This is a genomic window from Trichocoleus sp. DQ-A3, from assembly GCF_039961975.1.
Taxonomy (GTDB): Bacteria; Cyanobacteriota; Cyanobacteriia; order Cyanobacteriales; family FACHB-T130; genus FACHB-T130.
This window is the reverse complement of record NZ_JAMPKC010000018.1, coordinates 19,329-41,062: the sequence shown is the minus strand read 5'-3', so window position 1 is coordinate 41,062 and position 21,734 is coordinate 19,329. Positions and strand designations below refer to the sequence as shown.

Sequence of the window (21,734 nt, the reverse complement as noted above, 5' to 3'; positions counted from 1 at the left end):
AACCTTGGCGCATCAAGAGGGTTAATAATAATTTCCGATCTTGCGATGGTGAACCGCTGTGAGGGCGTCGGGTTTGGAGACGCGACCGGATTGAACGGTGCTGTAAACTATCCAATGATCGCTGCATTCCATGCGGCTAGAGACTTCACACTCCATGTATGCGAGGGCTTCCGTCAGAATCGGGGAACCATTCTCCGCAGGCTGAGATTTGATCCCGGCAAATCGATCCGCGCCAGGGGGGAATCGTTTTAAAAAGTGCCGCATCAAATTTTGATAATTTCCTTCTTCTAAGACGTTGAGGACAAAGCGATCGCCTACTTGCATCATGGACTCAATAGCCCGGTCTTTTGCGACAGCGATTGTGAATCCTAGGGGTTGGAAGCTGGCTTGTGCCACCCAGGAAGCTAACATGGCACCTTTGACTTCGCCTTTTTTGGCAGTGATGATGTAGAGTCCACCACTGATGCGTCCCAGGGCTTTTTCTAATTCGGCATCAAGAGATTTAATCTGTTTGATGTTGCGATCGCGGGTGAGCAATTGTCCTAAGTCTGTACCTGCTTCTTCACACAACTGATAGGTGGCTTCTCCGGGTGTATCTTTAATCCGAATTGCTGGAAATGCGACTGTCAGCCCTAACTCTCTAAATTTACTCACCAGCGGATCGACGGGTTCGTCATCTCCTCCGTAGGACTCCAGAATCCCGACTACTTGTTTTTCCTTAGCAGCGGCTAAAACGGTGCCAATCGCAGCTTGGGCGGCGGCAGAGGCGGCTGGGGGTGTGGCAATGACTAAGCCGGATGAACGCCCTACCAGTTCTTGCACCTCCTGAGGATCGGCGGATTTGAGGTCGAGTGTCTCGACGGCGACGCCTGTTTTGGTGATGCCTTTAGCGAGGGATTGGGAAAGGCGATCGCTATACCCGTAATCGGAGACGTAAAATACCGCTACTGTCGTCTCGCCCTTGGTTTGAGCTTGACTCCACTGGCGATAACGTCCCGTCAGTTCCACAACGTTGTGGCGCAGCAGCGGGCCGTGTCCGGTGGCGATGGTGTGTACTTCTGGCAGTTCTCCCATCCGTTTCAGTGCAGACAGCACGGAACGGGCATTCGGAGCCATCAGGCATTCGTAGTAAAACCGATAATCGGCTTCGATGGCGGCTAAATCTTCATCGAAGGTGCTATCCGAGCAATAGTGCAAGCCAAAGGCGTCGCAAGTATACAGGATTTGGGTTTTGTGGTCGAAGGTGAAAATCGTGTCGGGCCAGTGCAAGTTGGGAGCAATCACGAATTCCAATTCGTGTCCGTTGCCTAAATCCAACTTGTCGCCATTTTTGACGATTCGCCGCTCAAACGGCTGATGCACAAAATCTTCGATAAACTGGATTGCGACTTTTGACCCAACCACCGTTACCTGGGGAGCCAGTTTCAAGATGTCTTTGACTAATCCGCTGTGGTCTGGCTCGGTGTGGCTGATAATCAGGTAATCAATTTCTTTTGGGTCGATGAGTCCATGTAATGCATCCAGATATAGCTGGCGGAACTTTTCATGGGAGGTATCCACTAAAGCCGTCTGCTCACCCCGAATGATGAAGGAATTATAGGTGGTGCCGTTTTGCAGCCCAAATTCAATGTCGAAGCGATCGCGATCCCAGTCAAGCGAGCGAATCGTTGTCGTGTCAGGGGCGATTTCGCCGGTCTGCATGGTGAGGCGTTTTTGGGTTCGGTCGGTGAGCGCTACCATCTCTGGTCTCCTTCTGTTGCAACCCATTAGGTATTTTTTCTTCTTTCATTCTGCCACGAGTCTCTTGTAAAGATTTATTAAAAAACCTATGAGTGAGTTAAGAGTTTTAAAAGTGCCGAACGGCTCCAGGCTCAGAGAACGATGAATTGGCTAGCTTTAACGATTGGGAATTCGCGGCTGCACTGGGCGTACTTTGTGGGAGAAATTCTTCAGGATGCCTGGGATAGCAACTATCTGCCAGCGGCAACTGTGAATCGTCTGGCGCAGCGCTTAGCAGCGGGTAAATTTCCACTGGAAATTTTGCCACCCAGTCCGACCAATTCATTATCCAAAATCCACAATCAGCAATCAAAGTTGCCGATTTATCTGGCTTCGGTGGTTCCAGAGCAAACAGCACTTTGGCAAAGTTACCCAGATATCCGTGTCATGACTTTAGACCAATTGCCCCTTGAAGGACTTTATCCCACTCTTGGTATTGACCGGGCTTTAGCGGTGTTGGGTGCTGGCGAAGTTTGGGGCTTGCCTTCTTTAGTGATTGACGCTGGAACTGCTTTAACTTTTACGAGTGCAGATGTCAACCATCGGCTAGTGGGTGGGGCGATTTTGCCTGGGTTAAGATTACAGCTACAGTCTCTAACCCAAAGAACTGCTGCGTTACCACCGATAGAATTGCCCCAGGAAATGCCGCCGCGTTTTGCTGTAAACACACCGGAGGCGATTCAGAGTGGCGTTATCTACACTGTCTTGGCTGGAATCAAAGACTTTATCCAGGCTTGGTGGCAGAAATTTCCAGGTAGTCGGGTGGTTTTGACGGGAGGCGATCGCGCTACTTTATTTGCTTATCTCCAAATCCAGTTTCCTGAAATAGCCAGTCAGATAATTAGCGACCCGAATCTGATATTTATGGGAATGCGGTCAGTCGTCCTTAGTTCTTAGTCCTTAATAAAGCGATTCACATCAAATCCGCTTGATTCTCCACAATTGAGAAAAACCTTACCCCGCCTCCACCTGCGGCTCCGGCTCCCCTCTCCGCTTGCGGAGAGGGGTTGGGGGGTGAGGTTCTTTTATTAACTCCACTACAAGCGCACAGCCTATGCGCCCCTAATGCTTACTAACGAAATCTCGAATATACTGAGCCACGACATCTGGCAACGCTTCGGGTAGATCGTTTCCCACAAAGCTAATAATTTCCAACTGAGCTGATGGAGTTAAGTCCGCGTAGGCTTGACTTTCGGCAATTCTAGAACGACTGTCGCGATCGCCTTGCAAAATCAAAACGGGGACTTTCAGCCACTCCAGTCTTTCTTTCAATAATTCTGCTTGAATTTCGGCGCGGCGGCGTTGAAATAATAGCTTGTCGGTAGTGGGAAACTGCACCGGCTGTTCTTGTCGCCGCTTCTTTTGCCCAGTCTGCTTGCGGGGAAACAGGCGATTGTTGGAGACACGAGCGATCGCATCTATGAGCGATCGCCACCCGGACGATACTACCTTAGACAGCCGCTTAAATAGAGATGTAAATAGAGATGGGCGCGATCGCTCTGTTCTTAATCCCTCCGCTTCCACCCCAATTGGAGCTAACAGCACTAATCCGCGCACCTGTTCCAAATATTTCAGCGCGAAACTTGCCCCAATCCACCCTCCCAGCGAGTGACCAATTAAAAAAACTTCTCGCTGATTCAATGCTTCTAACAATTCAGCAAGACATTCCATCTCCAACTCAATTGAGTAGTGAACATCCGGGCGTTCGGAGTCACCAAAGCCGAGTAAATCCGGGGCAAAGCAGTGGTAATCCCGACTCAAACAATCGATGACAGCTAGCCATTGACTGCTATCGTGAGCCGATCCGTGTAAAAAAACCAAAACTGGCCCTTGACCAACTTCGCGCCAGAAGATTTGTCCTTGAGACAGCTTAATTCGAGAATTGCGTAACGGTAGAGTCATCCTAGATTTTAGATTTTTAGATTTTAGATTTTAGATTGACGATGGATTGACTCATCCAAAATCGAAAATCCTGCTTATGCGAGGGTTGTCAAGCCGTTCAAGTAGTCCTGCAACTGCTGGTCGTGGTCATGGCAGAGTTTCCCTTGAGGCAAGGATGTCACTGAGAAAGCTTTGACTTCCATAATTTCCAGCGTATCCCGAACCTGCATTTCTCCCTGCACTTCTGCTTCTAGCGCTACACAAATCGAATGAATTCTGGGATCGCGGTCTGGCGAAGAATAAACTCCCACTAACCGGCGAACTTTTACTAACTCCAGTCCAGTTTCTTCCGCCAACTCCCGCCGCGCTGATGTTGGAATGTCCTCACCCCAATCAACAATACCGCCAGGAAAACCCCATTCACCTGTGTCTCCGCGTCGAATGAACACAATTCGACCATCTGGCAAAATCGGGATGATAGTTGTGCCGATAATGGGATGGCGGAAAATAATCCCTAGCACTGTTTGTATAAATCGCCATGACCGACGCATAGGCAAAAGAAGCTTTACTTCAACGCAGAAAGGAACTTTTACTTTTAGAGTCAATTTATGAGCAGGAAGTTCTCCGATTACAGATAAAATTTAAAACTTTGCAAAAGGAGGGTTTCCCCAAGGGCTGAATCCGCATAGTTCTGGGGATGCCAGAATTGCTTATTCATCCACCTCTACAAATTAAAATTTTAAATCAGCGAGAATTTCCGCTTTTTGAGATTCAGTCACCTGAAGATAAATCTTCTCAATGTTACCATCCGAGCCGATCGCATTCATGTGCAGCGCTGAAGGCGTATCAACTGCTTGGTGCGGAATTTTTTAGCTTTTTGCTGCGGTTACGGCTGACAATTTTACCCAGCCAAGAAGCAGTATCGCTGAGTTTTAGGGACATGGGGATGTTTTCAACCGCAGCAAGTCAGCGCTTTTTAGTAGGCTGCTGACAGGCTGTTATGATATACGTTACAGATGCAAGTTCGGTCACGTCAGTCTGCGACCCACCGTTTTTAGGCTAGCCTGTTTCGGTGTTTCTTCCACAGGTTTGAAGGCAGAGGCTTCCAGAGCCAAAAAAATGCTCTGGAAGAGCAACACACTCTCTGTGTAGATTCGCTTGGACAAGAGTAGGTTCTGAGAAGTTGCTAGAGACGCTTTAATTTTGCGCTTCTAGGTCGCTCTTCTCTCTCTCGGCTTTCATCTGAATCAACTGTTCGGATGGATATTGTTGGATGACTATTTACATCGAAAGTCTGTCTTCGCAGGTTACTCCAAAAGACTTTAAACAAGTCTCTGCATCTGGTTCAGCCAAAAGTGTGGCGATACCAAGCGACCGGAAGACAGGCAAAGTGCGGGGCTTTGCTTTCGTAGAGAGGGTGGAAGCTCCGCAAAAAAAGACAGCTATTTCGGTGCTGGATGGTGCAAAATGGATGGGGCGTCAGATGCAGATCAACCAAGCCAGACCGAAGGAGAACCCTCGAAAAGAGGGCGATCGCGGTAGATTGGCAGATTCTAGCAACTGTTTTTCCAAGCCTTGGGTGTGACTGACAACACTAACAAGCATCAGGTGCAGGGGAAAACCCAAAGGCACCATTTTTTAGTCGTATATCAAAGAGGTGAACATGGCGAAGCGCCGTAACCCTAAGAAAGAAAAGGCGCAGCGTAATCAAGCATACGCCCGCAAGTTTCGTAAACGTCAAACTACGGGTCGGTTCTCTAAATTCCGGCGTCAAAGATCGCCCGGAGAGAGAACCAATGAGGAGGATGAAGACAAGATGGGAGGAGGAATGGGAGCAATGGGCGGCGCGATGGGTTAGCCATTGCTCGGTTCTGAGGGTTGAGGGCTGAGGATTGAGGACTGAGGAAAAAAAATATTTTTCCTCAGCTACTAACTCTTTTGCGAAATTGAGAAATCCCCTATTTAGCCCTCAGCCCTAACTACTCAGTCCTCAGTCCTAATTACTCAGTCCTAACCACTCAGCCGAGACTGAGCAGCTTGAATCGCTTGTCTCACTTGCTCGAATCCGGTACCGCCGTAGCTGTTACGAGCGGCAACTACTTGTCTTGGAGAGATGGCTTCATAGATGTCTGGCTCAAAAGCTGGGTGCAATTCCTTCCATTCTTCCAAGCTCAAATCCTTGAGAAGTTTACCGGCAGCGAGGGAAGTTTTTACAACCTTACCCACGAGATTGTAAGCTTCCCGGAAGGGGACACCCCGCGCTGCTAGGTAATCAGCAACATCGGTCGCGTTGGAGAAATCTTCCGCGACGGCTTCTGCAAGGCGAGCGGTACGAAATTCTAGCCCTTCGCGAAACAAAATGGTCATTGCTTCTAGGCAGCCTTTAACGGTCTTTACACTGTCAAATAGGCTTTCTTTGTCGTCTTGTAAGTCTTTGTTGTAAGCCAAAGGTAGCCCTTTCATCAGCACTAGCATTCCTTGCAGATGCCCGAAAACACGACCTGTTTTGCCCCGCACGAGTTCAGGCACGTCGGGGTTTTTCTTTTGGGGCATGATGCTGGAGCCGGTGGCGCAGCTATCTTTGAGGGTGACAAAGCCAAATTCTTGCGATGACCAGAGGATGACTTCTTCCGATAGACGGCTGAGGTGAACCATGATCAGGCTGGCGCTACAGAGAAATTCAATCGCAAAGTCGCGATCGCTCACGCCATCCATACTGTTGGCATAGACCCCCTCAAAGTTCAGTAGTTTGGCAGTGTAGTGCCGATCGATGGGAAAAGTGGTTCCGGCAAGTGCGCCACTCCCCAAAGGCGAAATATTGACGCGCTGATAGACTTCTCCTAGGCGCTCCCAGTCCCGCTCCAGCATTTGAAAGTAAGCGAGGAGGTGGTGAGCTAAAGAGACTGGCTGGGCGCGTTGTAGGTGCGTATAGCCGGGAATTAGGGTTTCGACGTGATTTTGGGCAAGGTCGAGGAGAACTCCCTGAAATTCGCGCAACTGGCTGCGAATTTGGGAAATTTGATCTCGCAAGTAGAGGCGGGTGTCAGTACCTACTTGATCGTTGCGCGATCGCGCCGTGTGCAGTTTTTTGCCGACATCTCCAGTAATTTCTGTCAGTCTGCGCTCCACCGCAAAATGAACGTCTTCTGCATCTATCCCCGGATTGAAGTTTCCTTCTCGGTATTCTTGGCGGATTTGTTCTAAGCCTGCGACTAGCTGTTGTGCCTCCGGCTCTGAAATAATGCCGGTGTGAGCGAGCATTTTGGCATGGGCAGTCGAGCCGGTGAGGTCGTATTCAATGAGTTCGATGTCGAAGCCGATACTAGCGTTGAAGCGAGCGATCGCAGGATGCAACGCCGATTCAAACCGTTGGCTCCAAGTTTTTTGTTGAGTCACGAGCTTCTTGGTAACGTTGGATTAACAGATTCAAAGGCGAGCAGCTTGAAAGGCGAGCAGGTTGAAAGTTGGCTCGTCGAGAAGGTTGTAGCTTGCAAAGGCAAGCATCTTACTCTTTAGCAAATTTCAGGACGAGCAAGCTGTATCCAAACATTCAACTTTCAACCTTCAACCTTTAACTTTATTAAACCTTCAAACGCTATCCACTAAGCCGTAATCCCTCGAATCAGGTAGCCAAAAAACAGCCCGATTAACAGCGCCCAGACTTGCCCTGATTTAATGAAGTAGTTAAAGGCATTCTGCATCTGGTCTAACACTTTTGGGTCTCTGATTTCTTGCGCCAAGACGGGCCAATTGACCGGCGAGTGCGAAAACCAAAGCGATACCGTATCGTAACCGTGGGTCAAGTTGGGCAACCAACCGATTATTTCGTGCATTTCATTAAGCACCATGACTCTGATTTCCTCACAACAAAGAGAGATGTTGGCAAAGGTTGCTCGCGCATCCGTTCAGATTGTATTAACACAAAGCTGATGTCTTTGCTAGTGGGGGAGTCAGTGATGGGTAATGAGTCATGGGTATAGGAAATGACCAATGACTCATTACCGATTAACTTTTGACCTGCATCACCACTAGCGTCATATCATCTCCGTTCCGGCTGGATGGACCGATAAACTGCTGTACTTGCTCAAATAGGTAATCTAAAATCGCTTGGGTGCTGTTGCAATGCTGGCAAGCCCACTGGAAGGTGCGGCTCAGCTTTTCTTCGTCAAAGCGATCGCCATTTTGATTTGCCGCATCGGTAAAACCATCGGTGTAATAAATAATCGTGTCCCCAGGATACAGCTGGACTTGGGCATCTTCATACTGGGAATCGGCATCCAGACCAATCAGCATTCCCCAGGTATCCAAGCGCTTGATGGAACGGGTTGATGCCTGCCATAACAAGGGAGGATGGTGGGCGGCATTACTGTAAGACAGAATCCGGGTTTGCGGATCGTATTCGGAATAAAACAGGGTGACAAACCGATGGGAGTTTTCCAAATCGGCATACATTACCCGGTTTAAATGTTGCAGGATCTTCGCCGGTGAGTGCCTGTTTAGCACTTCGGCTCGCAGCATCCCGCGCGTCATCGTCATGATTAGACCGGCGGGGACGCCTTTGCCCATGACATCCCCGATTACCAGGCTCCACGGAACCGATCCTCTTCGGGCAGTTTCCACTTCCGAATCACTGTCTGTTTGGGGGCGCAGCTGGTCATAATTGGCGGGAATAAAATCATAGTAATCTCCGCCGACGCGACTAGCCGTTTGGCACTTTGCCGCTAGTTCGACTCCATAAATATTCGGACATTGTCGCGGTAGTAGGCGCAGCTGGATATCGGCACCAATTTCTAATTCTTTATCTAGGCGTTCTTTTTGGCGTAGTTCGACGGTGAGTTCATCGTTCGCGATCGCAACTGCTGTTTGATCGGCAACTAAGCGCACCAACTTCTGCCGGGTGTCTGTCCAAATATATTTGGGATCGCGGCTGAACACATAAAGACGTCCCCGCTCTGTATTTTTCACCAGAATCGGAGTGCCAAATACCTGAATGTCTGGCCCCAAAAACCGGCTCAGTTGAGAATCCAATGATGGCGGTGTAGCGACCCCCTCTGCCGTTGTCGAGGGATTACTCGCCTGACGGGTTGCGGCGTTAAGCGCCTTGCGAATATCCTGACAAGACTGACCTTCCTGACAGTGCAGGCGTTCTAGCCGCACCTGACCATTCGGCAAAAACCGGATGAGAATGCCGCCATCGGCATCTGTCACCCTCGTTGCCATCAGCGGAATCAACTCCAAAAACTGATTCAAATTATTGAAGCTACGCAGGGCAAACCCTAACGACGAGAGCAAGTCTTGAATCTTGCGCTGTTCTCGATGCAAACGCGCCACCAGTTCTTTGAGCGCAAAAACAGGCGTCGTTTCGGCGGTGGTACCGCCGTCAGGTAAGGGAGATGGCTGGCGAGGAAGGGGCACAGCAGTCATAGCATCAGGAGTTAGAGTTCCGCACAAAAGTTTGTTTTAGCTGTCAGGATATCTTTACAGATTCTGGCTTAAGAATTGCCAGTTTTGGCAACGGTTTGGGGAAAACGCCTTTGATTTAAAAAAAATTAAGAAGGCGTTAGAGCAAAATTGTTCCCGATTACTATCGCAACAGTTGCCAGTTGCAGCTAGCGGTCCGGACGCGATCGCTAAGCAAAAGGAGCCGGCTGTTCTTGAGGTGTAAATATACCCTTAATTGCAGGTTATGCCAATCACCCGGAGGGGCTTTTTGAAAACTTCTGCATAAGTCTATAGACGGAAATCACCATAACTGTCGCTATAGTAAACCCGATCTATACCAAAGCGCCCCTTATTATGTTTGATTGGTTCATCGGCGGCATCGCCTAAGAGTAGCAGACAGCAAACATATACGTGTGGAGTGATTTTACAAGCCAAGACTGTAAATTTTAACCGGATGGCGCGTGTATCCCTAAAGTAAAGATTTCTTCCAAACGAAAGTCTGGAATGGGATCGGGTTGGAAAGCTTTAGCAGCACGGTGTTTCTCAATGGCATCTTTTAAACCCATCGAAGGTTTCATCTAAATCGTCATCTTTGCTCCGATTGCTTCTTGCCGATGTTTCAACAGGGAATTGCCAATTTTAGAAGGGGTTTCTGAGTGAAAAACTTGAATCTCTGATGAAGACCCTAGAGCATCTGGATCGTCCAAAAGTTCAGCCTGAACCGAAGGGTGCAGGTGGGTAATCCCACCTGAATCGGCACTTTAGGCTGCCAAATGGGATGAGCTAGACTGTCTGAGCGTCGAAATCCGATCGTTGAAATCTAAGATCCAAAATTGTTAACCTAAACCGAGTTCGCGCTTGAGCAAGTTAATTGACTTGGTGCCAATATAGTTTTCGCTACATAATAGCTCCGGAGGACGAATAATGTCTTCACGGGCGGCGGCGACTGCGGCTTTGACGGTGGCAAAACTGGCGCGATCGCTAACAATCGTTTGGGCACTGCGAACGATCGCGTTGAGTTTGTAGGTGTCTTTTACCTGGGCTGTCATCACCAGCAAATCATCCCCGCGCAGGCTGTGGATCAGAATTTCTGCAACTCCAAGAATGCCTGAGCTGAGACTCACCAGACCCATACAGCTGTCTTTAGGCAGGCGTTGAACCAGCTGGAGTTCTTGAGCGTAGTCGTAAATATCGACGGGGATGACGCGCACCGCTCGTGGGGCAGCGATCGCTTCCGCATCCCCAATAAAATAGCGGCTAGTCACCACGGTGCCGGAGTGGGTTTGATCGAGTATTTTACTGAGTTCCTCCATCGGCACCAACTGTACGGGTATCCCTAAAGATTTTTCCAGTTCCTGAACCATCAATTCCCCAGCACCGATGTCTCGTGACGGAACCGTGACCAGCACTCGCGCACTACAGCGTAAGCGCCAGTCAACTTCTGCTAGAAATAGTTCTCTGGCTTGGTTGAGGGTGCAACCTTGGTTGAGCAGTTCATCCAGGCTGTGCTGCACCAGCTTGTAGGCATGGGGATATTGTTCGTGTATGGGGCCGCTATGTCCAGTGCCGCCCTCGTTTCCTTGGGCTTTGACATAAATTCCCGATCCGGCTTGGGATTCTACTAATCCAGTGTCTTCTAGCTGCCGGTACACCTTGCTAATGGTATTCCGGTGCAGACCTGTCTGCATTGCTAGCTGCCGAGTGCTGGGCAATCGATGACCTGGGGGAAACTGTCGCGAGGCGATCGCAAACTGCATTTGGTCAAATAGCTGTTTTGACGCTGGAATTTCACTGTCTGGTTGAATATGAAACTGAACCATTTACGAGCCTCCAAGGACTCTGATTCTCATGAAGCCGTGAGAAGGGCAATTCTTTAATAGCATAATGCGCTACAGAAGCTGAGTTATCGCCCTGGTTTTTCAAGATTCTGCCTCCTTCTCACTTGATCTATCTAGTAGAGACGCGATCGCATCAGCACATACGCTCTTAGCGCTACTTGCTGCAAGTCTTCTACAAGCCAGCATCTAAACTCCAAAAAAAGTCTAAAACACTCTCACCCAGGGAAATACTGTTCGGGTTGTTCTCCGGGGGAGTGCGGAAATTCCTCTAATCGAGGGGGAATCTGTGTTTCTGCTTCCCCGCTAGAAACGGAATCAGTAGCGTCTGTTGTCTCTTGCCTCTTTAGTAGTTCCGGCAAGGTGACAAACTGATATCCCTGCTTTTTGAGTTTTTCAACGATCTGGGGTAAAGCTTGAACCGTTGTCGAATGGTTGCCGCCACCATCATGCATCAGCACAATAGAGCCGGGGAAGGCACTCTTGAGAATGTTTGTGACCAATTTGGGCGCGGTGAGGCGGTGGCGGCGACTGTCCGCTGAGTTAATCGACCACATCATCACGGCGTAGTTGTTCTTTTGGGCGTAAGCCGCTAACCCATTTTGCAAGTTGCCGCCGGGAGGGCGGAAGTAAGCGGTTGTGACTCCGGTTATCTTGTAGATGAGTGCGGCTGTATCATCTATTTCCTTTGCCGCCGTAGCCTCGTCCATCTGACGATAGGAGTGATGCCAGGTGTGGTTGCCAATGGCGTGACCTTCAGCAACCACTCGTCGCGCTACGGCTGGATAACTTTGCAGTTGCTCTCCTACCCAAAAAAATGTGGCTTTGATGTCGTTTTTCTTGAGGATGTCCAGCACTTGCAATGTCGTTTTCCCCCAAGGGCCATCATCAAAAGTGAGGGCGATGACTTTTTTCAGATTCTTCGGCTTTATCTGATAAATGGTTTTTCCCTGATACTCGGTAGGCACTGGGAAGGTTTTTTCGGCTGCGGGTGAGAGAGCGATCGCCCAAGGCGTTGTTTCACTGGGCGAATTTTCGGGTGTGGCAATGGGGAGTTGCTGATGAACTGGGTTTGATGGTGCGATCGCCCATACACTTGGCGATTGAGAAGCCTCTGCCGTGTCAGCGGCGCTACTCCCTGGCGGTATTATTTCCCTCGGCGGCGAATTTTCGGGTTTGACACTGGGGAGTTGTTGAGCTTCCGGCTTGTCCTGACGAACCTCTATCGCAAACTGATGCTGAGGGGAAGTTTGAGGTGACGGCTCGATGATTTTATTGACGATGAGCGCCGTTAAGGTAACGATAGCGATGAAGGTAAGTTGCCGAGTGAATAATCCGGCCGGTTTTTCTTTTTCTCTCCAGTCTGCCAAGGTCGAACTCCTTCTCTTACCCCTTGATACTTTTTGATTTTTAAGGATTACAAAAGCTAGTTATCGTTCTCGATCGCTCTCTCCAAAAACCACTTTTTCGGCAGCCAGCAACTCTTCAATAACCGCACAAAACTACACAATAAAATAAGCTAAAATTACAAAATATTTAAAAAAATGATTTTTTTAAATAAAAAAGTTATGGTTTATTTTAAATAATATTTTCTTCATAAAAAAAATCGAGAAGTAGGGCAGCAATTTTATGAATTTCTAAATACTTTATTACAGTAAAAAGTAGGGCAATTTGCTGGTAGACAAAATAGTAGCACTATCTGCTAAAAAAACAGCAGAGGACAGAGAAGAATTATCATGACAGATAGCAAGATTCGGGCAAAAAACCTCAAAATTGCCAATGGCGATCTAGAAATTGCGGCTTACCTGGCAATGCCGGAAGGGGAGGGGCCTTTTCCAGGCATGGTGGTGTTGCAGGAAATTTTTGGAGTGAATGCCCACATCCGGGAGGTAACAGAACGAATTGCCAAAGAAGGCTATGTAGCGATCGCGCCAGCAATCTTTCAACGCCAAGCACCGGGTTTTGAAACCGGCTACACTCCGGAAGACATTCAAATTGGCAGACAGTACAAGGATCAAACCCAAGCCTCAGAACTACTCGGCGATATCCAGGCGGCAATTAATTACCTCAAAACCCTGCCCGAAGTCAAACCTGTCTTTGGCTGCATCGGCTTCTGCTTTGGGGGTCACGTTGCTTACCTCGCCGCGACTTTACCCGATATCAAAGCCACAGCCTCATTCTACGGTGCTGGCGTTGCTACGAACACTCCCGGCGGCGGCGAACCAACGATCGCACGCACAAAAGACATCAAAGGCACGCTTTACGCCTTTTTCGGCATGGAGGACGCCAGCATCCCCGCCGAACAGGTAGATCAAATTGAAGTGGAGCTAGAGAAACACCACATTCCCCATCGTGTCTTCCGCTACGATGGAGCTGAACATGGGTTTTTCTGTGACCATCGCGCCAGTTACAATGACACCACAGCCGCCGATGCCTGGAAGCAGGTAAAACAGCTGTTTGAACAAGAACTTCAAGCGGCATAATTTTTTCCCACACTAGCAATCAGCGAGTTGGGAATTACTTTTTTTCAATCAACTAAGTTGTCATGAATTCCAAATCGACCTCTTCTCAAGATGCAAAATCGTCATTTTCTATGGACGATTTTGCCAAAGCTCTCGAACAACACGACTACCAGTTTCAAAAGGGACAAGTCGTGCGCGGTAAAGTGGAAACCCACGAAAGTGATGGTGCCTATGTAGACATTGGCGGCAAGTCTTTGGCTTTTTTACCTGTTGATGAGGCGTCGTTGAGACGGGTAACAGATTTATCCATTGTGCTGCCGTTGCAGGAAGAACGGGATTTCCTGATTATCCGAGAGCAAGATGCAGATGGTCAGGTGACGCTTTCAGTGCGGCAGATGGAGATCAAGCAGGCGTGGGATAACCTGGCTGATATGCAGGAAGCAAGCCAAACAGTACAAGCCCGTGTCACTGGTATCAATAAGGGGGGCGTTACGGTGGAAGTGCAGGGGTTGCGGGGATTTATTCCGCGATCGCACTTGGTGGAACGCGACAACCTGGAGTCGCTGGTTGGTGAGAAGCTAACTGCTAGCTTTTTGGAAGTTTCTGCCGACACTAACAAACTGGTGCTTTCTCAACGGCAAGCGACTCGTTCTGTTGCCATCACTCAGCTAGAAGTCGGGCAGTTAGTCGAGGGGAAAATTACTGGTGTGAAGCCCTTCGGTGTGTTTGTTGATTTGGATGGAATTACTGGTTTGCTGCATATTAAGCAAGTAAGCCAAACTTACATCGAATCTCTAGCATCGTTGTTTCAGGTGGGTCAAGTAATCAAAGCGCTGATTGTTGACATTGATGAAGGCAAAGGTCGAGTTTCTTTGTCTACGAGAGTTTTAGAAAATCATCCAGGAGAAGTGCTGGAAAATATGGCTGATGTAATGGAATCAGCTGAAGCGCGTTCCGAACGGGCGAGGAAAAATCTCACCAGATAGGTGTTTGGAAGATAGAAAGCGATCGCACTTGGTAATAAAGAGTGCGATCGCTTTTGATTTGAAGGGTGCGCTCGCCGCCCTGCGCCTAGACGCATCTCCGCGTACCCGATTTATTCGCTAAGTGTTTCCTCACCTTAATCTTGATTTGATGAAGACGAAAATCTTCAGCAACCGTCTTTCTTGCCTTGATTTTATCGAAAAATAGCTTCGACTCCCTCAACAGTCAGCAACTGAACCCTTAGTTATCGATTTATTTGCTGGGTGTGGAGGGCTGGCTCTCGGTTTTACTGATAAAAGCGATATGTGCTAGCTTATGCTTCGGGCAAGCTTCGCCTGTGACAATACTTATTGCTAACGCTCGCGCACTTGCGATCGCGTCCTGAAATCTACTATTGAAGTAGTTTAGGTATAAATATGCTCAAATTGTATCAATTTTTCTCTTCTGGTAATTGTTACAAAATTCGTCTTTTACTGACACAACTGCAAATTCCCTTTGAGAGCATAGAACTGAATATTCTCAAAGGTGAAACTCGGACTCCTGAATTTTTAAGCAAGAATCCCAACGGGCGAATTCCAGTATTAGAAACAGAATCAGGTCAATTCCTGGCGGAATCCAACGCAATTCTTTTTTATCTGAGCGAAGGAACTGATTTTTTGCCAAACGACCGTTTTGAACGCGCAAAAGTATTGCAATGGTTATTCTTTGAACAGTATAGCCATGAGCCTTATATTGCTACTTCCCGCTTTTGGATTTCTATCCTTGGCAAGGCGGAGGAATATAAGGAGGCACTGAATCAAAAGCGCGAACCCGGTTATGCAGCGCTAACGGTTATGGAAAAACATTTAACAAATTGTAATTTTTTTGTGGGAGAACGCTATTCGATTGCTGATATCGGCTTGTTTGCTTACACTCATGTGGCGGATGAAGGTGGATTCGATTTAACAAGATTTCCAGCAATCCAAGATTGGATAGAACGAGTTAAAGCTCAGCCTCAGCACATTAGTATCACGCAATTATAATAGAGTTCGGTATGGGGAGGTAGGATAAGCGATCGCTTCATTCGCATCTCGTAATTTAGGTAACTGTACCTAAACAAACCTATCTGTAAAACTATTGATTAGCAGCGCCTACTCTAGAACATCTAGTGATGAGTTTGAAACCCGCCTACGCGGGTTTTGTCTGTGTAGGCGCGGTTTCTAACCGCCAGCATATATTTGTAAAAATGGGATGGTTTCCACCCTGATTTAAGTAGCTGATAAGCTATACTGGCTGAAGTTAACTTTAAATATTAAAACAATGATAAAACTTAAAAAAATTAACCGCTTTTTGGCTAATTTAAGCCTTAGCGTCTTAGTGATTCTTGCCTTATCATTTTTCCTCCTACCCGTTAGTTCAAAACTTCAAGAATCACCGACATTAGCTGTATTTGAAGAAGTTTGGCAAACAGTCAATGACAACTTTTTTGACCCAAAGTTTAATGGGGTTGACTGGAAAGCCATGCGAGAGAAGTATAAACCTTCAGTCAAACAGGCAAAATCTATTGATGAAGCATCCGTTGTCATCAATCAAATGCTAGCTGAGTTGCATACTTCTCATCTAGGCTTTTATCCGAAGTCACAACCCGCTTACTACCAACTTTTGGGTATATTTAATCAAGGTCATTTCTTAGAAAAAATACAAAAGTTATTTCCCAAAGGCTTAGAGTACACCGGAATTGGAGCTTTCACTAAAGAGATCGATGGGAAGACCTTTATCACTGCTATTCTTGATAACAGTTCTGCTGCTCAAGCGGGACTCAAAGTAGGCGACCAAATATTAGCAGTTGATGGCAATCCGTATCAGCCAATCGAATCTTTTGTTAATAAGACAGGGAAACAAGTCAGTATATCAATTCAACGAACTCCAGATTCAAATAGCAATAAGAATGTAACTGTAGTTCCAAAAATAATAAAACCTACTACAGTTTTCTTAGACGCAATGCGGTCGAGTATCGAAATAATCGAAAGCAATGGAAGAAAACTCGGTTATGTTCATATTTGGTCGTATGCTGGCGATCAATATCAGGAATTACTGGAAGAAGAAATTGCTTATGGACGGCTTAAAGACGCGGATGGGTTGATTTTAGACTTAAGAGATGGCTGGGGTGGAGCTACTCCGAATTATCTAAGTATTTTTTCCGAAAAAGTTCCAGTATTAACCCAAATTCCTAGAGATGGAATAAAAACTACCTTGGATTATCAATGGAGAAAACCCGTTGTGATGCTGGTGAATAAGGGAACCAGAAGCGGAAAGGAAATTTTAGCTTACGGTTTTGAGCAGTATGGAATTGGAAAAGTCGTTGGGAGTCAAACAGCAGGCGCAGTTGTTGCGGCTCGTCCTTTCTTGCTCAAAGATGGAAACCTTCTTTATCTTGCGGTTGTTGATATCTACGTGAATGGAGAACGCTTAGAAGGTAAGGGAGTGAAACCCGATATTGAAGTGCCGTTTCAGTTAGAATATGCTCAAGGAAAAGACCCTCAAAAAGCGAAAGCTGTAGAGGTTCTGGCTGAAGCTGTTAAGAATCAGAATCGAGGGGCATAATTGCATTGATAACCTCTAGTAGAAACGCGATTAATCGCGTTTCTACTAGAGCAATCCTATTTGATTTGCGAACATATTTTTTTAAACGAACCGCAAAGACGCCCTAGCGGAGCCATGCGCGTTAGCGCTATAGAGCGCGAAGAAAAGATAGAAAGAGAGAGTTTACAACTTATTTAGGATTGCTATATCTCTTTCTACTATCTCAAAATACGCTCAATCATCCCATTGGCTTGCGAACTATAGCCGCCGCCAAACAAATTAAAGTGGTTGAGGATGTGATAGAGATTGTAGAGGGTTTTCCGGCGCTCGTAGCCTGGATCTAGAGGAAATACTTCGTTATAGCCGCGATAAAAGGCTGCGGGGAAGCCACCGAAAAGTTCTGTCATGGCGATATCAACCTCGCGATCGCCATAATACGCCGCCGGATCGAAAATGAGGGGTTCTCCCGATGCCGTAAAGCCTGCATTTCCCCCCCACAAATCGCCGTGAACTAGAGATGGTTGAGGATGATAATCCGCTAGCAGTTTGGGAATTGCTGCCAGCAATTGCTCCTGTTGGGGAAAATGACCGCCGCGACGCTTTGCTAGCTGAAACTGATAGCCGAGACGATGCTTGGCATAGAATTCCGCCCAATCTGCTGTCCAAGTGTTAATTTGTGGCGTGGAACCAATGGTGTTATTTCTATCCCAGCCAAAGGCGTCTTTTCCAGCGCATTTGTGCATCGCCGCTAACTTCCGCCCCATTTCTTCCCAAGAATGGGTGTCGCCGCGCCCCATTTCCAGCCACTCCAGCACGATATAGGCAGAATTGCCTCCAGTGCCCCAGCCAATCGGTTTTGGAACCCGAATTGTGTGAGTTTCCAGCATTTGCTGGAGTCCCAGCGCCTCTGCCTCAAACATATCAACCAAAGACGCTTGGTTGATTTTGATGAAGTAGGTGCGTTGTCCATCGCTGGCAGCATAGCCTTGATTGATGCAGCCACCACTAACCGACTGCCGCTGCTGACTTTGAAACTTTTCACCCGTTAGGCGAGTAATTTGAGCGTCTATTTCTGTCCACATGGGAGAAATTTTAACGCAGAGTCATGCCAAGGAAAGCACAAAGGTACGCAAAACCAGATTGATTTCTTTGCGTATCTTTGCGTTAACCTTTGCGTACCTTTGCGTTAAAAAACCTAGCTAGCTGGCTTGATCGCAACCACACCATAAGCATCACAAGAGAGATACTGTTGAGCCGCTGATTGGAGATCCGCCGCTTCCAACGCTTGAATCCGAGCCGGATAATTCAAGGCTGGAGCCAAATCACCCATCATGGTTTGATAGTAGCCGTATAAGTTGGCGCGATCGCTCGGCGTTTCATTCCCAAAGACAAACCGATTCGCTACTTGCGTCCGGAAACGAGAAATCTCTGCCTCACTCGCGGGTTCTGTCTGGAGGGTGCGAATATGAGCAAGAATCGCCGCTTCCACCTCTGCCAAATTCTCTACCGGCAACTGCGCGCCAATATAGAAGACACCTTGATGCCGATGGCTCATATTGCTCACCCCAATATTCGTCACCAGGTGCCTGTCTTCCCGCAAATCTCGGAACAGCCGCGACATCCGACCTTGTCCCAGAATCACGCTCAACACATCCAGCGCGTAAGTATCGGATAAGTGCGTCATTCCAGGCACTCGCCACATCATCACTAACCGCGCTTGCTGCAAGCTTTCATCAACATACTCGCGGCGGACAATTTCCCTAAAAGCAGGTTCGGGAGTGAGGGTTGAAGCGATCGCTTCTTGAGTTTTGACTTCTGGCTCTTGAGTGCTGACGCCTATCTCCGTCAATCCCGCTGCCACAATTTCAATTAATTCCTCAACCGGCAAATTGCCCACAACTGCCGCTGTTATCGATTTGGGTTGATACTGACTGGCGTGGAAATCGCGCATCTGTTGCGCCGTCAGCTGCTCAATTACCGCTGCTGGCCCAAGTACCTGACGCCGGTAAGGCAGGGTGTCAAATGCCACCTCCATCGCCCGCTGGTAAGTCCGGCGGCGAGGATTGTCTTCCGAGCGGCGAATTTCTTCTAAAACGACCAATCGCTCTCTTTGAAAGGCATCCTCTGGAATGCTGGGATTTAGCACCACATCTAGTTGCAATGGTGCCAAATGGGCAAAATCTTTAGGAGCTGTTGTGATGTAGTAGTGGGTATAGTCCTGACTGGTTGCTGCGTTTGTTACGGCACCCCGCTCTTCAATCAGTCGCTCGAATTCTCCACTGTTGAGCCTTGGCGTCCCCTTAAACACCATGTGTTCTAGAAAGTGAGCCATGCCGTTGATGGGGTCTGGCTCATCGGATGAGCCGACATTAATCCACACGTTTAGGTTAACGGCTTCGACGGGCATCTGCTCCGCCACAATCGTTAAACCGTTAGGTAGGCGGTGGAGAGTCGGGGCGTTGAGTGGCGTAGATTTGAGCAGAGTTGAGGTCATGTGTTCTTCGGCGCTGGACTATTTCTCCTTTTATCTTACTCAGTCTGCACCTGTCTCCTCAGCCAGCTCCCCAGCATTGCGCGATCGCTCTCTAGATGTTTTTAAAAAGTTTCCCGCTCCTTTCGCCTTTAACACATATTTCCTTTCCGTGCCATTTTTTAAAGTTAATTAAGAAAGTCAATCATTCTTTAGAATTTGGCTTATTGATTAAACTTTGTTTATTTATGTATTGGGAAATACCTTTATTATGAAAGATTCATTTTAAATTTTTAAAAGTTTGAAATAAAGTCTGTAAGTTTAGATAAATTTAAGAATTTAAGAGGCTTTATCAGTCTAGAGACAGATACTATGGTTTAGTCTGATAGACCAAACTAAAGCTTCATTTAACGGGAGTCAGTTGTACTCATGCTGAGTGGATTTTCAGGAAGTACAAATACCATCATTGCAGCTGGTTATTATACAACTGCGTTTTTGATTTATCGCGGTTTTCTTCGAGGGCAGCATCTACTCAGCAATCCATTAGTACTCGTAACTGTAGCAATCTTCTTGAGCTGTGCTTTAGAACATTCAGTGCAGCTTTTAACATTAGTCTTTGGTGGGCAAAACGGCTCCCTAATGATACTGAGAATTCAGGGAGGCATGGTTCCAATCATGGCTTTAGTTGTGGGAGCTTTCATGGCTCTGAGGCGTTACTACTCGCTCCTGGTTGAAAACTTCCGAATCCAAAAAAACACTAAAAATCAACTGGCTCAGGCTAAGGCTGAGTTGGAAAGAGCGAACGCCAATTTGGAAGTTTTGGCAGCTCGTGCTAAAAACTTATTGCAGACAAATCAACAATTAGAAAGGGAAATTATTGAACGCAAACAGGCAGAAAAAGCAACGGCACATACTCATGATTTATTGAATTCCATCGTAGAAAATCTGCCAATTGGAATTTTTATTAAAGAAGTGAATGAATTGCGATTTGTATTCTGGAACAAAGCCAACGAGGAACTCACTGGTTATTCTCAGGAAGAAGCGTTAGGCAAGAACGACTATGGCATTTTCCCGCCAGAGCAAGCTGATTTCTTCACAAGTCGCGATCGCGAAGTGTTGGCATCTGGGAAACTTCTGGACATTCCGGAAGAGCCAATCCAGACAAAACATCAAGGTTTGAGGATTCTGCACACTAAAAAAATCCCGATTTTCGACGAAGCGGGAACTCCCCAATATTTGTTGGGCATTTCCGAAGATATCACCGAGCGCAAGCAAGCACTGGAGACTTTAGGAGAATCGGAAGCTGCACAAAGCAGCGCGATCGCGTCTCTGCAACAACAAGTAATCCAGATGAAAAAAGCGATGCAGACGCTGCAAAGCAGCCAATCCCAACTGGTTCAGAACGAAAAAATGTCCAGTCTGGGGCAGTTAGTTGCGGGTGTTGCTCACGAAATCAATAATCCAGTCAGCTTTATTTACGGCAATCTCGCTTACGCAGATCAGTACACCCAAAATTTGCTGCACCTGCTACAACTCTACCAGCGTTATTATCCCGATCCAGTCCTAGAAATCGAAGCGTATAAGGAAAATATCGATCTGACTTTTGTCATAGAAGACCTATCGAAGATACTCTCTTCCATGAAGCTAGGAGCAGACCGCATTCGCCAGATTGTTCTGAGTTTGCGGAATTTTTCTCGGCTCGATCAAGCAGAAATGAAGGCGGTCGATATTCATGAAGGGTTAGATAGTACGCTGCTGATTTTACAGCATCGAATGAAAGCAAAGGTGGGAAATCGAGGAATTGAGCTGATTAAAGAGTACGGCGATCTCCCCCTTGTGGAGTGTCATGCTGGACAGATGAACCAAGTGTTTATGAATATCCTCAACAATGCGATTGATGTTTTGGAGGAGTACAGCTATCAGCATTTAGCGATCGCAACCATCGAGAATTTGCATGCACACTCTCTTGAGTTAGGTCAAACTCCCCCCATTTCCAATACTCAAGTGCCAGTTGCTTCGATTAGAATTCGCACTGAGGTTGTCGAAATTAATGACTGTCCTCAGGTGGTAATTCGGATTCGAGATAATGGCTCTGGCATCCCTCCAGAGGCGATGACACGGCTGTTTGACCCTTTCTTCACCACGAAACCTGTTGGTAAGGGGACAGGCTTGGGTTTATCCATTAGCCATCAAATTGTGGTCGAGAAGCACGGCGGGGTTCTAACGTGTTCCTCAGAACCCGGACAAGGAACAGAGTTTTACATTGAAATCCCGATTGTTCATCGTCGAGCGCGAACCTGTCAGGAAGCCGAAACTTAA

The 21,734-nt window shown here is 47.4% G+C and carries 20 protein-coding genes; 9 read left to right on the top strand and 11 right to left on the bottom strand.

The genetic code is table 11. The annotated features are described in order from the left end of the window. Positions 1-21 precede the first annotated feature (21 nt). Positions 22-1,740, bottom strand: a complete 1,719-nt coding sequence (locus NDI44_RS21280; protein ID WP_190414637.1) for a diflavin flavoprotein — start codon at positions 1,738-1,740, stop codon at positions 22-24. 141 nt (positions 1,741-1,881) lie between these two features. Between NDI44_RS21280 and NDI44_RS21275 the strand changes: the two genes are divergently transcribed. Next, the gene (locus NDI44_RS21275; RefSeq protein ID WP_190414636.1) at positions 1,882-2,676 is read left to right on the top strand and encodes a pantothenate kinase; all 795 of its coding nucleotides are present in this window, start codon (positions 1,882-1,884) and stop codon (positions 2,674-2,676) included. Between the two features lie 165 nt (positions 2,677-2,841). Here NDI44_RS21275 and NDI44_RS21270 read toward each other — a convergent pair whose 3' ends face one another. Together NDI44_RS21270 and NDI44_RS21265 are read right to left on the bottom strand one after the other, a co-directional pair. Then, a complete protein-coding gene (locus NDI44_RS21270; RefSeq protein WP_190414635.1) occupies positions 2,842-3,681 on the bottom strand; it encodes an alpha/beta hydrolase in 840 nt (279 codons plus the stop codon). Positions 3,682-3,755: 74 nt separating this feature from the next. Then, on the bottom strand, positions 3,756-4,211 hold the full coding sequence (locus NDI44_RS21265) for an NUDIX hydrolase (protein ID WP_190414634.1): 456 nt from the start codon (positions 4,209-4,211) through the stop codon (positions 3,756-3,758). Positions 4,212-4,357: 146 nt separating this feature from the next. Between NDI44_RS21265 and NDI44_RS21260 the strand changes: the two genes are divergently transcribed. From NDI44_RS21260 to NDI44_RS21250, 3 genes are all read left to right on the top strand, one after another. Then, positions 4,358-4,651 (top strand): hypothetical protein, encoded by a 294-nt coding sequence (locus NDI44_RS21260; RefSeq protein ID WP_190414633.1) that lies wholly within the window; start codon positions 4,358-4,360, stop codon positions 4,649-4,651. A gap of 282 nt (positions 4,652-4,933) precedes the next feature. Further along, positions 4,934-5,245 carry an RNA-binding protein gene (locus tag NDI44_RS21255; protein WP_190414632.1) on the top strand — a complete coding sequence of 104 codons (312 nt, stop codon included), beginning with the start codon at positions 4,934-4,936 and terminating at the stop codon, positions 5,243-5,245. 78 nt (positions 5,246-5,323) lie between these two features. After that, positions 5,324-5,518 (top strand): hypothetical protein, encoded by a 195-nt coding sequence (locus tag NDI44_RS21250; protein WP_190414631.1) that lies wholly within the window; start codon positions 5,324-5,326, stop codon positions 5,516-5,518. A 152-nt stretch (positions 5,519-5,670) separates the two neighbouring features. On the opposite strand, the gene argH is transcribed toward NDI44_RS21250, so the two are convergent. The 6 genes from argH to NDI44_RS21220 all read right to left on the bottom strand — a co-directional run bounded on the left by argH (position 5,671) and on the right by NDI44_RS21220 (position 12,307). Then, positions 5,671-7,056 (bottom strand): argininosuccinate lyase, encoded by a 1,386-nt coding sequence (gene argH / locus NDI44_RS21245; RefSeq protein ID WP_190414630.1) that lies wholly within the window; start codon positions 7,054-7,056, stop codon positions 5,671-5,673. A gap of 206 nt (positions 7,057-7,262) precedes the next feature. Next, complete coding sequence (locus tag NDI44_RS21240; protein WP_347276913.1) at positions 7,263-7,493, bottom strand: hypothetical protein; 231 nt, start codon at positions 7,491-7,493, stop codon at positions 7,263-7,265. Between the two features lie 172 nt (positions 7,494-7,665). Further along, positions 7,666-9,084, bottom strand: coding sequence for a PP2C family protein-serine/threonine phosphatase (locus NDI44_RS21235; protein WP_190414629.1), 1,419 nt, complete (start codon positions 9,082-9,084; stop codon positions 7,666-7,668). Between the two features lie 464 nt (positions 9,085-9,548). Then, positions 9,549-9,680, bottom strand: coding sequence for a hypothetical protein (locus tag NDI44_RS21230; protein ID WP_277877644.1), 132 nt, complete (start codon positions 9,678-9,680; stop codon positions 9,549-9,551). Positions 9,681-9,938: 258 nt separating this feature from the next. After that, positions 9,939-10,922: a GntR family transcriptional regulator gene (locus NDI44_RS21225; protein ID WP_190414628.1), complete on the bottom strand. Its 984-nt coding sequence runs from the start codon at positions 10,920-10,922 to the stop codon at positions 9,939-9,941. Between the two features lie 233 nt (positions 10,923-11,155). Beyond that, the gene (locus tag NDI44_RS21220; protein WP_242037139.1) at positions 11,156-12,307 is read right to left on the bottom strand and encodes a polysaccharide deacetylase family protein; all 1,152 of its coding nucleotides are present in this window, start codon (positions 12,305-12,307) and stop codon (positions 11,156-11,158) included. A gap of 366 nt (positions 12,308-12,673) precedes the next feature. Between NDI44_RS21220 and NDI44_RS21215 the strand changes: the two genes are divergently transcribed. From NDI44_RS21215 to NDI44_RS21200, 4 genes are all read left to right on the top strand, one after another. Continuing rightward, the gene (locus NDI44_RS21215) at positions 12,674-13,420 is read left to right on the top strand and encodes a dienelactone hydrolase family protein (protein ID WP_190414627.1); all 747 of its coding nucleotides are present in this window, start codon (positions 12,674-12,676) and stop codon (positions 13,418-13,420) included. Positions 13,421-13,482: 62 nt separating this feature from the next. After that, positions 13,483-14,385, top strand: coding sequence for a S1 RNA-binding domain-containing protein (locus NDI44_RS21210; protein ID WP_190414626.1), 903 nt, complete (start codon positions 13,483-13,485; stop codon positions 14,383-14,385). Between the two features lie 414 nt (positions 14,386-14,799). Then, positions 14,800-15,405 carry a glutathione S-transferase family protein gene (locus NDI44_RS21205; protein ID WP_190414625.1) on the top strand — a complete coding sequence of 202 codons (606 nt, stop codon included), beginning with the start codon at positions 14,800-14,802 and terminating at the stop codon, positions 15,403-15,405. 277 nt (positions 15,406-15,682) lie between these two features. Then, entirely contained in the window at positions 15,683-16,966 is a 1,284-nt protein-coding gene (locus tag NDI44_RS21200; protein WP_190414624.1) for a S41 family peptidase, read from the top strand. Between the two features lie 197 nt (positions 16,967-17,163). Here the strand turns inward: NDI44_RS21200 and NDI44_RS21195 are convergent, their stop codons facing one another. Together NDI44_RS21195 and NDI44_RS21190 are read right to left on the bottom strand one after the other, a co-directional pair. Continuing rightward, positions 17,164-18,027, bottom strand: a complete 864-nt coding sequence (locus NDI44_RS21195) for a fructosamine kinase family protein (protein WP_190414623.1) — start codon at positions 18,025-18,027, stop codon at positions 17,164-17,166. 113 nt (positions 18,028-18,140) lie between these two features. Then, positions 18,141-19,439 (bottom strand): pitrilysin family protein, encoded by a 1,299-nt coding sequence (locus NDI44_RS21190; protein WP_190414622.1) that lies wholly within the window; start codon positions 19,437-19,439, stop codon positions 18,141-18,143. A 639-nt stretch (positions 19,440-20,078) separates the two neighbouring features. On the opposite strand from NDI44_RS21190, the gene NDI44_RS21185 reads away from it, so the two are divergent. Continuing rightward, entirely contained in the window at positions 20,079-21,734 is a 1,656-nt protein-coding gene (locus NDI44_RS21185; RefSeq protein WP_190414621.1) for an ATP-binding protein, read from the top strand.